Genomic DNA, 13,866 nt, shown 5'->3' with positions numbered 1-13,866 from the left:
GGTTATAGACGAGAAAGCGCTATGCGTTCCCCTAGCCAGGCCGCCAGTAACCAAAGCGGTAGGCTGATAAGTACATAAAGCAGCGCTAGCCCAGAAAGCCCTTGTTGAATAAGGTGCAGTGTTTCCAGGCTAAAGAGTGAAAACGTGGTAAAGCCGCCACAAAAACCGGCCACTAACAGCGGCTGCCAGTGCGCAAGCTTGCCGTTCGGAAAACGTGAGGCGGTAGCGGCAATCCAACCGATGATCCCAGAACCCAGCACGTTAACCAGCAGCGTGCCCCAGGGGAAATAGCCACCAAATGCTGCCAAAGACACGAGAGATACCCCGTAGCGAAGTGCACTGCCAAGCCCGCTACCAATCCCGACGGCTAGGTAAGCTCGCCAGTTCATAGCAACAACCCCTTAGCCAACAGCCAACCGAGCATGGCCATCACCATGCCGAGCACTAGGGTAGCGGCAATATTTAAGGCGGCACGCAGCGCTTGGCCGCTTTGCCATAGCTCAATAGTTTGTAAGCTAAATGAAGAAACGGTGGTGTAGCCACCTAGCAAGCCTGCAACAGTAAATAGCCACAGCGGCTGTGCGCTTGGCACGCCGTAGTAACCAAGAAGCCCGCCCGCTATAAACGCACCGCTGGCATTCACCAGTAAGGTACCCCAAGGGAAGGCTTTGCCCAGCAGGTGGGCCATAAGGTTAGAAACGGCATAGCGACCCATGCCGCCCAATGCGCCGCCAAGTGCTACCAGTAGCATGCTCGCGATACCATGCCCCATCGTAACTCCTTTAACTGGCCGCGTTGATAGGCTGCTAAGTGTACCATCCACCCCATAACGATAGGGATGAATACAAAGAACGCGTTAAGGTGTCGCTGGTCAATAAGTTCGTGTAAAAAAGAGTGAGAATAATAAAAATCTTAACGCACCCGCTCAAGGAGTCGCTTCTATGTCTGATCGCGTGTTCGCCGCTATTGATGGATCTCAATATTCAGAAAGTATCTGTGATTATGCTGTCTGGGCCGCCAAGGCACTTGGTGCGCCATTAAGCTTTATTCATACCCTGGATAACCACTCCCTGGTGGCAGAGCCTGACCTAACCGGTCATTTAGGTTTAGGGACTCGAGAGCATCTGCTTGAAAAGCTTTCTGATATTGAAGAACAGCGCGCGAAAGTTGCCCGTGAGCAGGGGCGCTATATGCTCGATGCGGCAAAAGCACGCGCAATCGAAGCTGGTATTGCTGATCCACTCTGCCTTCAGCGTAACGGTACGTTGGTAGAGACCTTGGTTGAGAACGAAAAGGAGATGCGCTTACTGGTGTTAGGCAAGCGTGGCGAAACTGCGCATCAAGCCAGTGGCCATTTAGGCTCTAACCTTGAACGCGTCGTGCGTGAGATGCATCGTCCGCTATTGATGGTGCCTAAGCAGTTTACGCAGCCGAAAAACGTGATGATGGCGTTTGATGGCAGCAAAACGGCCCGCAAAGGCATTGAGATGCTGGCCAAAAGCCCGCTCTTTGAAGGCGCTGCCTGCCATGTTGTGATCGTGGGCGCTGAGACGGCAGAAAACCGATCACAGCTTGAGTGGGCAATCGATGTCCTTGAGTCTGCTGGACACCACGCTGAAGGCGCAATTCGCGCTGGTGACGTGGAAGAAACCTTGCGCGCTTACAAGCAGGAGCACGGTATTGACCTGTTGGTCATGGGTGCCTATGGCCATTCGCGTATTCGTCACTTGTTAGTGGGTAGTACGACGACCGCCATGCTACGCAATGCCCATTTGCCGGTGCTGATTCTGCGCTGAGGTCACTAGGAGGCGCAGATGAACCACCCTGAGGTAGACATAGCCGCGATACACCAAAAGCTGTTAGCGCTAGAGGTTTCTTTACGAGAGGAGAGCATTGAAAGCGCGTCTTCAAGAGAGACGGTGGTGCTTGATCAAACGTCGGTAGGGCGGCTGTCACGTATGGATGCGCTGCAGGGCCAAGCCATGGCAAAGGCAGAAGAGCAGCGCCGCCAAATGACGCTTAAGCGTATTAGCGGCGCCTTGCAGCGTATTGAGCAAGAGAACTTTGGCGAGTGCATCAAGTGTGGCGAATGGATTGGTGCCAAACGCCTCACCTGGGACCCGTTAGTGCTGACATGTATCGAGTGTGCTGAGTAAGCGCTTAGGCCTCAATAGCAGCGTCTTTCTGCTGATGCTGCTTGGTGGCCTGCGCCATATTAATGCCTGACAGCAGCGCCTTCAGCGATGCGCTAACGGTGTCACTATCTTCGGCCACGGCGCAAAGTCGTTGTCCATCAATATTCAGTTGCACAAAGGCAATCGCATTGGCTTCGCTGTCGCCACCCAAGGAGTGCTCACTGTAGTCAATAATGGCTACATTGCTGCCCGAATGCTTCTTCCAGGCATCAGTGAAGGATGACATGGCGCCGTTGCCGGTACCTGACAAGCGCAGTGTTTCAGCGCCTTGCCAAAGGGTTATTTCTATTCCCTCGTGCTGGCCTTTTGATAGCCGGTAATCGGCCAATGCCAGTGGCGCATCTTGAGTGAAATTATCAAACATCACTTGGCGAATGATTTCACTGGAAAGCTCGCCGTTGCGGCGCTCGCTCTCTTGTTGCACGTAAGGAGCAAGGGCCAGCATCATCCAACGCGGTAAATTAATGCCGTAGTCTCGCTCCAGCAAAAAAGCCATGCCGCCTTTGCCAGACTGGCTATTCACCCGGATAACGGCTTGGTAGTCGCGGCCAATATCATGCGGGTCAATGGGTAGGTAAGCCACTTGCCACGGCTCGTCGGGCTTTTGATGCTTGAGGGATTTACGAATAGCATCCTGGTGGCTGCCAGAAAACGCGGTATATACCATCTCGCCAACCCAGGGGTGGCGCGGATGCATAGTAATACCAGTACACTCATGCACCACCTGAACGATCTCGTCCGGGTTAGAAAGATCCAGCTGCGGGTCGATGCCTTGGCTGTACAGGTTCATCGCCAAGGTAACAATGTCCATATTGCCGGTGCGCTCGCCGTTACCCAGTAGCGTGCCTTCGACGCGGTCAGCTCCCGCCAACAGTGCCAATTCTGCTGAAGCAACTGCACCACCACGGTCGTTGTGGGTATGTACCGAAATAATCACGCTATCGCGACGGCTGATGTGCTGGCAAAAGTATTCAATCTGGTCAGCATGATGATGCGGCCCCGCAACTTCTACTGTGGTGGGCAAGTTGAGGATGCATTTGTTGTCAGGCGTTGGCTGCCAGACATCCATCACCGCTTCGCAGATGGCCAGTGAAAAATCGATTTCAGTGCTAGAGAAGCTTTCCGGCGAATATTGGAAGCGCCAGTCAGCATCTGGGTGTTGGGCAGCATAGGTCTTCACCCAGGTAGCGCCTTGCACGGCAATATCGGTAATGCCAGCTCGATCCATCTCAAACACCCGCTCGCGCTGGATGGTCGAAGTGGAGTTATACAGGTGAATAATGGCGCGCTTGACGCCCGTCAGAGATGCAAAGGTTTTCTCGATTAAGTGTTCACGGCACTGCACGAGTACCGCAATAGTGACATCGTCTGGAATTTGGTCTTCTTCAATTAGCCAGCGGACAAAGTCGTAGTCTGGTTGGCTAGCTGAGGGAAAGCCCACCATCACTTCTTTAATACCTACCTTAATAATCTGCTGCCAAAAGCGTTGCTTTTGCTCAACCGTCATCGGCTCTAGTAGCGCCTGGTTGCCATCGCGTAGGTCTTCACTTAGCCAAATGGGCGCTTGCGTTAGGTCGCGGTCAGGCCATTGGCGGTTGAAGGCGGGAACACGCGGAGCAGGGCGGTATTTGCGATGATCAAAAGCAGACATGGTGAGTTTCCTGAAGGCGGTAAGTTAGTTGGACGGCCGCTTGTGGCGTAAGCCGCGTTAACAGGTGTCTGGGTAAGGCACCGTGTAGGGACTGCTTGTGACAGTCAATACAGTTTACTTGAAGTAAGGCGAAAGGTTATTGCGAAAATATGGTTTTATCGCCAATAATTGGCAATAAATGTCGTATTGTTATTTTTTATTGGTAGGAGCTGCTTGTTATGCCTGTCGTGCCGCTTGAACTTGATCGTTTTGATCGCCACATTCTGAATGTGTTACAGCAGGAAGGGCGGATTAGTAACCAGGAGTTAGCCGAGCGCATTGGGCTTTCCCCTTCACCTTGCTTGCGCCGGGTGCGTGCGCTAGAGGAGCACGGCTTAATTACCCAATATCGGGCCGATGTTGATGCGCGGCAGCTAGGCTATCAACTGATGGTGTTGCTGCACATTTCAATGGATCAACATACTCCCGAACGGTTTGATAACTTCGAACGTCATATTCGTAAAATTCCCAACGTGATTGAGTGTTTGATTATCACCGGCCAAGCGGCAGATTTTCAGCTCAAGATACTGGTTCGTGATATGGACGATTATCAGCACCTTTTACTGCACGTGATCAACCGTATTGAAGGCGTCACCGGAGCTCACACCAGCTTTGTTTTGCGACGAGTCTTCGAGCATCGCCCCGTGCCTACGGAGCGCGCTTGATTAAGAAGGCATAGGCAACGAAGCGGTGGCGGTTTACACTGCTTTTTTTGTCTTACTCAGGAGATTGAACCATGACAATTCAGCGCCATGATACAAAAGCCCGTATGAGCCGTGCCGTTATTCATCAAGGTGTGGCCTATTTGTGTGGTCAGGTAAGCGGTCCTGAAGCGCGCCACGAAGGAATTAAGGAGCAAACCGAGAGTATGCTGGCAAGGGTCGATGCCTTGCTAAAAGAAATTGGCTCCAGCCGCGAGCAGCTACTGAGCGCGACCATCTACCTTAAAGACGGTAATGATTTTGCAGCAATGAACGAGGTGTGGGATGCCTGGGTGCCCGAAGGCTATGCACCGGCACGCACCTGTGTATGCGCGCCGCTGCCTGCTGATGAGTTAAAAGTAGAAATTACCGTTACCACTGCCGTCAGCAGTTAAAGGGCCCGTATCAGCGATAGCTGTCTTACTGATTACTTACCTGCCTTTTCCACAGGAAAGCGGGTATCGCGCAGGCTATCTTTGATTTTCTTCAGGTGCGGTAGGAAGTCTTCGCCGCGCCTGAGTGTAACCCCAGTGGCTAAGGCATCGATCAGCGTTAGTTGAATCATCCGCGAGGTCATGGGCATATAGTGGTCGGTGTCCTCGGGGGTGGCGACTTCGAGAGTCGAGGTACATTCCAAGGAAAGCGGTGAGTTCGGGGCGGTGATCCCCAGCACCACGGCGCCTGCTTCGCGAGCAACGCGTGCGATATCGACCAGTTCTCTGGTGCGGCCTGTGTACGAGATAATCACCACTACGTCACCGGTATGACAGGCGGCAGCCACCATGCGCTGCATCAGCACATCTACATAGGCCATGACGGGCAAGTTAAAGCGGAAGAATTTGTGCTGGGCATCCTGGGCGACGGCACCTGAGGCACCTAAGCCAAAGAAATGGATCTGTTTTGCTTGAGTAAGATAATCAACCATGCGCTCAACAGCGGCCATATCGACCTCGCGCTGGGCTTCGTCCAGGGCGGCAATCGTCGCGCCAAAAATCTTATGGGTATACTGCGTTGCTGTATCGCCAGGCTCGACAGCTCGCGTCACATAGGGCGTTCCGCCTGCGAGGCTTTGGGCAAGTTTGATTTTAAAATCGGGGTAGCCTTTGGCGCCGAAGTTGCGGCAGAACCGATTGACCGTGGGCTCGCTGACGCTGGCCGCTTGGGCAAGGCTTGCAATGCTCAAGCTGGTGGCTACTGCTGGGTCCTCCAGGATGACATTGGCAACTTTGCGTTCTGAGCGGTTTAATTCTTCTAAGCGTTCGCGTAAGCGGTCAAGCAGGTCATGCGCCATCAATAGCCTCCATGGCAATGTTTTTTTGAACGTTGGGTGCCCAATTCGTTGCACCAGGTAAAAAAGCGTTGGCTAAAAGAATATCACCACTCGCTTCGGCTAGGGGAATAAACTCCGTCGCTAAACGATTGCCTAGCCTTGTTTAGCCTCCGGGTAAGGAGGCTTCGAAACCGATGGTAGGCTGTTATTCATCAGCTTTAGCCAATCCTGAGTAATTTTAATAGCCAGCGTTTATAAGGCGGCCTTATCAGTGCGCTAGAGGCCCGTTTTGATTGATAAAAAATACCTCGTAAATGGCTGAATCGTTCAAAACCGTGGCGACCGTGATAAGCCCCCATGCCGCTTTCACCAACGCCACCAAAGGGCAGCGCGGGAACCGCGTGATGAAGCAGCGTTTCGTTAAATACCAGCGCACCAGAGCGAGTGGTGTGACGCAAGGTTGTTTGCAGCAACTTATTGTCGGTGAAGGCATAAAGTGCCAGTGGGTGAGGCCGGGTATTCACAAAGGTGATCGCGTCGTCGATGTTTTTAACGCTGATAAGCGGTAGTGCACGGCCAAAAATTTCCTCTTGCATCAGCTCAAGATTTTGGGTTGGATCAATGACGAGCGCTGGTGCGTGTTGCCCGGTATCGATGATGCGGCAGCCGTGATCTCTCGCTTGTGCTATCAACCGTTCACTGCGCTTCTGATGGTGGGGGCTGACAAAGCCCGTGGCCTCTTTATCGCTGGGGCGCTGCTGTTCGATAGCTCGACTTAGCGCCTGAATAAGTGCTTCCAGGTGGCGGCTTTCTACAAGCACATAATCCGGCGCAATGCAGGTCTGGCCGGCATTCATTCCCTTGCCAAATACAATTGAGGCGGCCGCACGATCCAGATCAGCGTCACTCGCCACGATAGCGGGTGATTTACCACCTAGTTCAAGCGTCACCGGGGTTAACTGCTCGGCGGCGGCAAGTGCAACTTGGCGGCCCACCGCCGTCGAGCCGGTGAACGCCAGATGATCAAAAGGTAGTGCGCTAAACGCTTGTGCTATCTCTGGGCCGCCTTCAACAACGCATACTTCTTCATCGGTAAAGTACTGCGGTACTAGCTTAGCCAGTAGGGCGCTGGTATTGGGAGCGTACTCGCTGGGCTTGATCATGACGCTATTGCCCGCTGCGACAGCATCAATAGCGGGCATCAGTGCTAAGCTCCAGGGGTAGTTCCAGGGCGACATAATACCCACCACGCCAAGTGGCTGAGGAGCGATGCGGGCGCGGGCGGGCCATAAACGCCATGGCATGTTGGCAGCGTATGGGCGCATCCAATGCCAGAGGTGTCGCCGTGTATGACGAATGGCATGCAGCACCGCGTTAATCTCCGCTAAGCGTATTTCTGTCTCACTACGCTTGCCGAAGTCAGTTTGAATGGCCTGTATAATCTCCCGCTGGTGATGCTTAGTCATTCGTGCAAGGCGGGCTAAGCGCTCTCGTCGTAACCTTAATGAGGGAAAGGGCGCTTGGCCAAACGCATGACGCTGAGTGTGCAACAGGCGCATTAAATCGCGTTTCATGGCAGCTCCTTGGGTTAATTCTTAATAACAATAGTCGTTTGTCCTGCTACTTGAATACCTCACACTAAATAGAAATGACAGCATCAACAAAAGCACTGACAGTCTGGTTGGTGGTAAGGTCACACTTTCACCATTTAAACGATATGCCTCGGGAGGCATCATGCTTTCGCGCTCACTGTCATGCATTATGCTACCCGCTATCGACGCTGTGGATGCCGTCCAATGGGACGCACTGGTGAGTAGCGACCAGCCTTTCCTACGACACGCGTTTTTGCATGCATTAGAGAGCAGTGGCTCTGTCTGCGAGGCGACCGGCTGGGAGCCTTGCCATCTCTGCGTATGGCAAGGTAGCCGCTTAGTTGGCGCGTTGCCCATGTATCGCAAGCACCACTCTTACGGTGAGTATGTGTTTGATTGGGGATGGGCCGATGCACTGGAGCGAGCAGGCGGCCATTATTACCCCAAGGCATTAAGTGCCATTCCGTTTACTCCGGTGCCTGGTACGCGTACTTTAATTGCCGATGATGCCAACGCGGAGGATGTTCGCGGGTTATTAGCAGCGACGTGGCAAACGCACTGTGAAGAGCAAGCGTTATCGAGTTGGCACCTCCTGTTTGCACAAGATGACGAAGTGGATGCCTGGCAGCGCCAGTTTCCAGCGTTAATTGCCCGAGAAGGCGTTCAGTTCCAATGGCGAGATCGCACCTTTGGTGATTTTGAAGGCTTTCTGGCGAGCCTTACGTCGAAGCGTCGCAAAATGATTAAACGTGAGCGTCGCTTGGTCGCCGAGCAAGGCTTTACGCTACGCCGTTTAGAGGGCGAGGCAATTACGCAAGAAGCGATGGCGCATTTCTTTCGCTGCTACACGATCACATACCACGAGCGGGGCCGTCCTCCTTACTTAAATGACGTTTTTTTTGAGCGATTACGTCATGCGATGCCTGAGGCGCTTGTATTGGTTCAGGCGCTGCTGGATGGCCAGCCTGTTGCCGCTGCTCTCTATTTTCGTGGCGAGAACACGTTGTACGGCCGCTATTGGGGAAGCGAGGTGGTTGCCGACTGTCTCCATTTCGAAGCCTGCTACTACCAAGGCATTGAATTTTGTCTGGAAAAGGGACTCTCTTTGTTCGACCCCGGTACTCAAGGAGAGCACAAGCTGGTGCGCGGCTTTGCGCCCCAGCGGGTACGCTCGCTGCACTATCTTGTACACCCAGGCCTAGCGGCTGGAGTCGCCCAATTTTGCCAAGAAGAGGGGGCCCATATCAGCGCCTATCGTGAGGCGGCGACCGACGCATTGCCGTTCAAATGAAAATCGCCTTATAAAGCCAGCCATATAAAGCGTGACTCGCTGGAAATAGCCCATGATGGCATAATGCGCCTCGTTCAGGCCTAAACAAAGGGATGCGGTGATGCATAAATGGCTAACGGTTGCGCTGCTTGCTGTATTGGGGCTTCTCCAATACCAGCTTTGGCTAGGTAATGGTGGCTGGGAGGATTTGCAACTGGTAGAGGAGCGCGTTGCCGTTCAAGAGGCTGCCAATGTGCCGATGCGAGAGCGCAATGCTCGGTTAGCGGCTGAAGTTACCGACCTAAAAACCGGCCTGGATGCGATTGAAGAGCGTGCGCGTAGCGACATGGGCATGGTGCGCAGCGATGAGCAGTTCTTTTGGGTGCCGGGTGTTGCCATTGAAGCAGAGCTAGTGGGCATCAATGCGGGGCTAGTGACTCAGCCAAGCTCGCCTAGCGAGGACATAGACGAATGAGTCACACGTTGTGGCTAATCGTGCCCGCCGCTGGGCAAGGCAAGCGAATGGGCGCTGATAAGCCTAAGCAGTACCTGCCACTGGGCGAAAAGCCCATTCTTGCCCATACACTTAGTCGACTACACCGAGCCTTCCCCACTGCGCATCTTGTGTTGTGCCTGGATAGTGATGATCATTGGTTCGAGCCTGAATGGGTGCCATTTCCCCAGTGGCAACGAGTGGCGGGTGGCGCGGAGCGAATGGATAGCGTTTTAAATGCGCTGCACGCTATAAATGCGCAAGCAAACGATATGGTGATGGTGCATGACGTCGCACGCCCCTGCATTACATCATCTGATTTGCTGGCGCTTTATGACGCTGCTCAGCAGTACTCAAGTGGCGCACTCTTGGCGATGCCGGTTGCTGACACCATGAAACGGGCCAATGCCGAACAATTAAGCGCCGCAACAGAGCCTCGGGATCGGCTGTGGCACGCGTTAACACCTCAAGCTTTTCGCTATGCGCTTTTGCGGCGCGCCCTTGAATACGCTGCTGCTAATCACTGTGTGGTCACGGATGAAGCCTCGGCTGTTGAAGCGCTTGGTCAGGCCCCCAAGCTGGTTAGTGGGCGTCGTGATAATCTCAAGATCACCCATCCTGATGACCTTGCCCTTGCTGCCGCTATTATGGCGTCGCAAGTAGCCCAATCCTCTGAATCTGAAAGGAGTTGTTAATGCGAATTGGCCACGGATTTGACGTGCACCGATTTGGCGTTGGCGACCATTTGATGATTGGTGGCGTTAAGCTGCCTTTCGAACATGGTTTTGTTGCCCACTCGGATGGCGATGTGTTGCTGCATGCTATCAGTGACGCACTGCTGGGTGCCTGTGCGCTCGGCGATATCGGGCGGCATTTCCCCGATACTGACCCAGCATGGGCTGGCGCAGATAGTCGCCATTTATTGCGCCACGTGGTTCAACTGGTTCACACAGAGGGCTTCTGTGTGGTTAACCTGGATGCCACGTTAATGGCGCAGGCGCCTAAAATGGCGCCGCATATTGATACGATGCGCGCTGTCATCGCTGAAGATTTAGGTATTAGCCTTGGGCAGGTCAATGTTAAAGCCACGACGACTGAACGGCTTGGGTTTACCGGGCGAGGCGAGGGTATCGCCGCTGAAGCAGTGGTGTTGATTGAACACCAAGAGGCGTTAAATGCTTAATTTACCCGCTTGGCAGCGCTGCTTAGATGCCGAGTTCGGTGCCCCTAGTCCAGGTTGCTATCGCGTTCAGCCAGAAGATTTTGTCGTCGACGAGCAGCTGGACTTTACGCCTGAAAATCATGGTGAGCACCTGTGGTTACGTCTTGAAAAGCGCCATCAAACCACGTTAGATGTGGTAAAAAGCGTCAGCCGCCTTTGTGGTGTCACACTTCGAGATGTGGGCTACTCCGGGATGAAGGATCGTGTCGCAGTGACGCGGCAGTGGTTAAGCGTGCATTTGCCCGGACGCGAGGCGCCAAGTGATTTGAGCGAATCATTAGCGGCAGTGGGTATTACGGTGTTGGCCCAGGCAAGGCATCCCCGAAAACTCAAACGCGGTGTCCATCGCACGAACCATTTTACCTTGCGGCTTAGTGGTGAAGCGGTTCAACGTCCGAATTTTTTTGACCGCTGGGAGGCGCTTTGTCGCCACGGTGTGCCTAACTATTTTGGACCCCAACGTTTTGGTCCTGAAGGGCGGAATTTACAGCGTGCAGAAGCTCTTCTAGCGAAAGGTTGGCGCAAGCGAGATGATCGCCAAGGAATGATGCTTTCCACCGCGCGTAGCTTCTTGTTTAACGAGTTGCTGAGCGAGCGTTTGACGGATGGAACGTGGTGCCAGCCGCTAGCGGGCGATATGCTCATGCTGGATGGCACGCACAGTGTGTTTACCGTTGACGCCGTTGACGCCGTTGACGACGACCTGATCGGTCGTGCCGCTGCGCTTGATATTCATCCAACCGGTGCCCTGTGGGGTGTCGGGGAACTCGCCGAATATCAAGTGGCAGACTACGAAAAACGGTTGCTAGCATGCCATCCAATGCTGTGCGAGGGATTGGTGAGAAGCGCTGTGAAACGCTCCCATCGGGCGCTGCGAGCAAGGTTAATTTCGCCTAGTATCGAGATATTACCTAATGCCGTGGTACTCTCATTTGCCTTACCACGGGGAAGTTTTGCCACGGCGGTGGTGAGTGAGTTAATTGCTCATCCGGATTTTGCTTAATGCGCCTAACCTGCGCTTATCTTTGCTAGGCATCCATAAAGGAGACGTTAATGCGGCGACTGCTGCTTTCCAATGACGATGGCGTCCATGCACCGGGCTTGCGGGCACTTCATGATGCGCTAGTCGCCCATGCGAATTTACGTGTGGTTGCTCCCGATCGAGACCGCAGCGGCGCCAGTAACTCGCTGACGCTTTCTCGTCCGCTCTCTTTAACCGCGTTAGATAATGGCTTTTATAGCGTAGACGGTACGCCTGCCGACTGTGTTTATCTGGGCGTGAACGGCGTTTGGGATGAGCGTCCTGACTTGGTGATTTCGGGGATTAATCACGGCAGCAATCTTGGCGATGACGTACTCTATTCAGGCACTGTGGCGGCTGCCATGGAAGGGCGCAATTTGGGCATGACTGCCATTGCTATGTCGCTGTGTGGTGAGCGCTATTTCGCGACGGCAGCGAAAGTGGCGGCCAGCTTAATCGGTGCTGCCGATCAGCTATCACTGCCACCCCGCACCCTCTTGAATGTCAACGTGCCAGATGTTCCGTGGGAAGAAATTAAAGGCGTCAGAGTGACCCGCTTAGGCTATCGCGGACCAGCAGAGAAACCTGTTCCCGTAAAAGATCCGCGTGGTCGTACGCGCTTCTGGATAGCACCGGTGGCGGCTAACGCTGATGATGGTGAAGATACCGACTTCTCTGCTATCGAAGCGGGTTATGTTTCCATTACGCCACTACAAACTGACTTAACGCGCCATCCCGCGCGCAGCGACGTGCAGGACTGGTTGGATGCTTTTGCCTGAGCTTTCGCCCAACGAGCTGCGCGGACGAGGCATGACCTCTCAGCGGACTCGAGATCGCATGGTAGAGCGGCTTGAGCAGCAGGGTATTCAGGATGCGCGGGTGCTCGATATTATGGCAGTTGAGCCAAGGCACTTGTTCGTTGATGAAGCGCTGGCGCATCGTGCGTATGAAGACACCGCGCTGCCTATTGGTTTTGGTCAGACACTATCGCAACCCTTGACGGTTGCGCGCATGACCGAGCTGGTGCTGCGGGCTAATCCAAAGCGTGTGCTTGAAGTGGGGACCGGTTCGGGGTATCAAACGCTGATACTGTCCCGGCTGGTGCCAATGCTTTACTCGGTCGAACGCATTTATGCATTACATCAACGCGCTGCAGAGCGGCTTTGGCGGCTTGATGCCCCAGCGACGCTGGCAGTGGCGGATGGTGGTGAGGGGTGGCAAGAAGCTGCGCCTTTTGATGTGATTTTGTTAACCGCTTGTGCTCAAACGCTGCCAGAAGCTCTATTGGAGCAGCTTAGCCATGATGGTGTACTCATTGCTCCATTGGAAGAGCCTGACGGTAGCCAATGGCTCACCCAAATAAAACGCATTGGTAGTGCCTTTGAAAAGCGTCGGCTCGAACCCGTACGCTTTGTACCTCTATTGCAAGGAGTGGTGGATTGAAGCGTCGATTTGTAGAGCTGTTTTTAAAAGGCGCAGGGATGGGGGCAGCCGATGCGGTGCCCGGTGTTTCAGGTGGAACGATCGCATTTATTACCGGTATTTATGAGGAACTCATTAATACCATCAAACAGTTTGGTCCCGGCGCCTTCATCGCTTGGCGTCGTGGTGGTTGGCTAGCGCTGGCTCAGCATTTGAATTTGGCCTTTTTAGTGCCGCTGCTACTTGGCGTTGCGGTTAGCCTTTTCAGTGTGGCTCATATAGCGCTTTGGCTAATGGAAGCGCAGCCGCTGCTGATAGAGGGATTTTTCTTCGGCTTGGTGGCCGCGTCGGGGTTTGTTGTCGCCAAGGCGGGAAAAGGCTGGAAATTTTGGTACTTATTGCCGATGGTCGGAGGGCTGCTGTTGGCCAAGTCGCTGCCAGGTATGATGCCGCTGGTGTTACTTATTGGTAATGAAGCTCTGGTAGTCATGGTAGCAGGCTGTATTGCTATTAGCGCCATGCTGTTGCCAGGGGTGTCTGGTAGCTTCTTGCTGCTTACGATGGGACTTTATGGCACCATTTTAGGGGCTATTCGAAGCTTTGATATCGGTATTATCATACTTTTTGGCATGGGATGTGTTGTTGGTTTGGCGTTATTCTCGCGACTACTGTCGTGGCTTCTGCGTCGCCATCATGATTCTACGCTACAGCTTTTGCTCGGGTTTATTGTTGGCTCGTTACCCGTGTTATGGCCGTGGAAAGAGCTGGTACGTTATCAGCTTGGCCCTGATGGGCAAATGATCCCGTTGGCTCATCGTTATCTGTTGCCTAGTGACTATGCGGTATTGTCTGGTGCATCTGCACAAACGGTAGGCGTTGTGGCACTAATGGTGGTTGGCGCACTATTGGTGGTGTTATTAAACCGTCGCGCAGTGCACTATGCCGGGCATAGATCAATAGGAAACGCGCGCGACGTTGAAAAGGAGTAGG

General features: G+C 53.7%; 17 protein-coding genes. 12 read left to right on the top strand and 5 right to left on the bottom strand.

The window, feature by feature from the left end:
• Window positions 1–2 precede the first annotated feature (2 nt).
• Window positions 3–389 carry a fluoride efflux transporter CrcB gene (gene crcB / locus NF683_RS02140; protein ID WP_089039644.1) on the bottom strand — a complete coding sequence of 129 codons (387 nt, stop codon included), beginning with the start codon at window positions 387–389 and terminating at the stop codon, window positions 3–5.
• Window positions 386–772 carry a fluoride efflux transporter CrcB gene (crcB, locus tag NF683_RS02135; protein WP_089039643.1) on the bottom strand — a complete coding sequence of 129 codons (387 nt, stop codon included), beginning with the start codon at window positions 770–772 and terminating at the stop codon, window positions 386–388. The genes crcB (NF683_RS02140) and crcB (NF683_RS02135) overlap by 4 nt, the downstream gene beginning before the upstream one ends.
• Before the next feature lie 169 nt (window positions 773–941).
• Between crcB (NF683_RS02135) and NF683_RS02130 the strand changes: the two genes are divergently transcribed.
• Window positions 942–1,796, top strand: a complete 855-nt coding sequence (locus tag NF683_RS02130; protein WP_089039642.1) for a universal stress protein — start codon at window positions 942–944, stop codon at window positions 1,794–1,796.
• 18 nt (window positions 1,797–1,814) lie between these two features.
• A complete protein-coding gene (locus NF683_RS02125) occupies window positions 1,815–2,156 on the top strand; it encodes a TraR/DksA family transcriptional regulator (RefSeq protein WP_089039641.1) in 342 nt (113 codons plus the stop codon).
• A gap of 4 nt (window positions 2,157–2,160) precedes the next feature.
• Here NF683_RS02125 and NF683_RS02120 read toward each other — a convergent pair whose 3' ends face one another.
• Window positions 2,161–3,846: a 2-isopropylmalate synthase gene (locus tag NF683_RS02120; protein ID WP_089039640.1), complete on the bottom strand. Its 1,686-nt coding sequence runs from the start codon at window positions 3,844–3,846 to the stop codon at window positions 2,161–2,163.
• A 218-nt stretch (window positions 3,847–4,064) separates the two neighbouring features.
• Between NF683_RS02120 and NF683_RS02115 the strand changes: the two genes are divergently transcribed.
• Both NF683_RS02115 and NF683_RS02110 read left to right on the top strand, forming a co-directional pair.
• Window positions 4,065–4,550, top strand: coding sequence for an Lrp/AsnC family transcriptional regulator (locus tag NF683_RS02115; RefSeq protein ID WP_083006767.1), 486 nt, complete (start codon window positions 4,065–4,067; stop codon window positions 4,548–4,550).
• 71 nt (window positions 4,551–4,621) lie between these two features.
• Window positions 4,622–4,981, top strand: coding sequence for a RidA family protein (locus NF683_RS02110; RefSeq protein WP_038477690.1), 360 nt, complete (start codon window positions 4,622–4,624; stop codon window positions 4,979–4,981).
• Window positions 4,982–5,013: 32 nt separating this feature from the next.
• On the opposite strand, the gene NF683_RS02105 is transcribed toward NF683_RS02110, so the two are convergent.
• Together NF683_RS02105 and NF683_RS02100 are read right to left on the bottom strand one after the other, a co-directional pair.
• Window positions 5,014–5,877, bottom strand: coding sequence for a MurR/RpiR family transcriptional regulator (locus NF683_RS02105; RefSeq protein WP_038477687.1), 864 nt, complete (start codon window positions 5,875–5,877; stop codon window positions 5,014–5,016).
• Window positions 5,878–6,074: 197 nt separating this feature from the next.
• Window positions 6,075–7,430, bottom strand: coding sequence for an aldehyde dehydrogenase family protein (locus NF683_RS02100; protein ID WP_253921159.1), 1,356 nt, complete (start codon window positions 7,428–7,430; stop codon window positions 6,075–6,077).
• A gap of 160 nt (window positions 7,431–7,590) precedes the next feature.
• Between NF683_RS02100 and NF683_RS02095 the strand changes: the two genes are divergently transcribed.
• The 8 genes from NF683_RS02095 (at window position 7,591) to NF683_RS02060 (ending at window position 13,865) form a co-directional block, all read left to right on the top strand.
• Window positions 7,591–8,739, top strand: a complete 1,149-nt coding sequence (locus NF683_RS02095) for a GNAT family N-acetyltransferase (protein ID WP_253921158.1) — start codon at window positions 7,591–7,593, stop codon at window positions 8,737–8,739.
• Between the two features lie 100 nt (window positions 8,740–8,839).
• Window positions 8,840–9,193: a cell division protein FtsB gene (ftsB, locus tag NF683_RS02090; RefSeq protein WP_193068729.1), complete on the top strand. Its 354-nt coding sequence runs from the start codon at window positions 8,840–8,842 to the stop codon at window positions 9,191–9,193.
• Window positions 9,190–9,906, top strand: coding sequence for a 2-C-methyl-D-erythritol 4-phosphate cytidylyltransferase (gene ispD, locus NF683_RS02085; protein ID WP_253921157.1), 717 nt, complete (start codon window positions 9,190–9,192; stop codon window positions 9,904–9,906). Before ftsB ends, ispD begins: the two co-directional genes overlap by 4 nt.
• Window positions 9,906–10,394, top strand: coding sequence for a 2-C-methyl-D-erythritol 2,4-cyclodiphosphate synthase (ispF, locus tag NF683_RS02080; protein ID WP_089039635.1), 489 nt, complete (start codon window positions 9,906–9,908; stop codon window positions 10,392–10,394). Before ispD ends, ispF begins: the two co-directional genes overlap by 1 nt.
• Window positions 10,387–11,436 carry a tRNA pseudouridine(13) synthase TruD gene (truD, locus tag NF683_RS02075; protein WP_253921156.1) on the top strand — a complete coding sequence of 350 codons (1,050 nt, stop codon included), beginning with the start codon at window positions 10,387–10,389 and terminating at the stop codon, window positions 11,434–11,436. Before ispF ends, truD begins: the two co-directional genes overlap by 8 nt.
• A gap of 50 nt (window positions 11,437–11,486) precedes the next feature.
• Entirely contained in the window at window positions 11,487–12,233 is a 747-nt protein-coding gene (surE, locus tag NF683_RS02070; protein ID WP_089039633.1) for a 5'/3'-nucleotidase SurE, read from the top strand.
• The gene (locus NF683_RS02065; RefSeq protein ID WP_038477657.1) at window positions 12,220–12,897 is read left to right on the top strand and encodes a protein-L-isoaspartate(D-aspartate) O-methyltransferase; all 678 of its coding nucleotides are present in this window, start codon (window positions 12,220–12,222) and stop codon (window positions 12,895–12,897) included. Before surE ends, NF683_RS02065 begins: the two co-directional genes overlap by 14 nt.
• Window positions 12,894–13,865: a DUF368 domain-containing protein gene (locus tag NF683_RS02060; protein ID WP_089039632.1), complete on the top strand. Its 972-nt coding sequence runs from the start codon at window positions 12,894–12,896 to the stop codon at window positions 13,863–13,865. Before NF683_RS02065 ends, NF683_RS02060 begins: the two co-directional genes overlap by 4 nt.
• Window position 13,866: the final 1 nt, after the last annotated feature.

The organism is Halomonas sp. MS1 (genome assembly GCF_024182575.1).
Taxonomy (GTDB): domain Bacteria; phylum Pseudomonadota; class Gammaproteobacteria; order Pseudomonadales; family Halomonadaceae; genus Vreelandella.
The sequence above is the reverse complement of the archived record's forward strand: the minus strand, read 5'-3'. Positions and strand labels throughout refer to the sequence as shown.

Excerpts from the sequence above, each read along its gene's own strand:
- crcB (WP_089039644.1), bottom strand. The coding sequence starts at position 389 with ATGAACTGGCGAGCTTACCTAGCCGTCGGGATTGGTAGCGGGCTTGGC.
- crcB (WP_089039643.1), bottom strand. The coding sequence starts at position 772 with ATGGGGCATGGTATCGCGAGCATGCTACTGGTAGCACTTGGCGGCGCA.
- NF683_RS02130 (WP_089039642.1), top strand. The coding sequence starts at position 942 with ATGTCTGATCGCGTGTTCGCCGCTATTGATGGATCTCAATATTCAGAA.
- NF683_RS02125 (WP_089039641.1), top strand. The coding sequence starts at position 1,815 with ATGAACCACCCTGAGGTAGACATAGCCGCGATACACCAAAAGCTGTTA.
- NF683_RS02120 (WP_089039640.1), bottom strand. The coding sequence starts at position 3,846 with ATGTCTGCTTTTGATCATCGCAAATACCGCCCTGCTCCGCGTGTTCCC.
- NF683_RS02115 (WP_083006767.1), top strand. The coding sequence starts at position 4,065 with ATGCCTGTCGTGCCGCTTGAACTTGATCGTTTTGATCGCCACATTCTG.
- NF683_RS02110 (WP_038477690.1), top strand. The coding sequence starts at position 4,622 with ATGACAATTCAGCGCCATGATACAAAAGCCCGTATGAGCCGTGCCGTT.
- NF683_RS02105 (WP_038477687.1), bottom strand. The coding sequence starts at position 5,877 with ATGGCGCATGACCTGCTTGACCGCTTACGCGAACGCTTAGAAGAATTA.
- NF683_RS02100 (WP_253921159.1), bottom strand. The coding sequence starts at position 7,430 with ATGAAACGCGATTTAATGCGCCTGTTGCACACTCAGCGTCATGCGTTT.
- NF683_RS02095 (WP_253921158.1), top strand. The coding sequence starts at position 7,591 with ATGCTTTCGCGCTCACTGTCATGCATTATGCTACCCGCTATCGACGCT.
- ftsB (WP_193068729.1), top strand. The coding sequence starts at position 8,840 with ATGCATAAATGGCTAACGGTTGCGCTGCTTGCTGTATTGGGGCTTCTC.
- ispD (WP_253921157.1), top strand. The coding sequence starts at position 9,190 with ATGAGTCACACGTTGTGGCTAATCGTGCCCGCCGCTGGGCAAGGCAAG.
- ispF (WP_089039635.1), top strand. The coding sequence starts at position 9,906 with ATGCGAATTGGCCACGGATTTGACGTGCACCGATTTGGCGTTGGCGAC.
- truD (WP_253921156.1), top strand. The coding sequence starts at position 10,387 with ATGCTTAATTTACCCGCTTGGCAGCGCTGCTTAGATGCCGAGTTCGGT.
- surE (WP_089039633.1), top strand. The coding sequence starts at position 11,487 with ATGCGGCGACTGCTGCTTTCCAATGACGATGGCGTCCATGCACCGGGC.
- NF683_RS02065 (WP_038477657.1), top strand. The coding sequence starts at position 12,220 with ATGCTTTTGCCTGAGCTTTCGCCCAACGAGCTGCGCGGACGAGGCATG.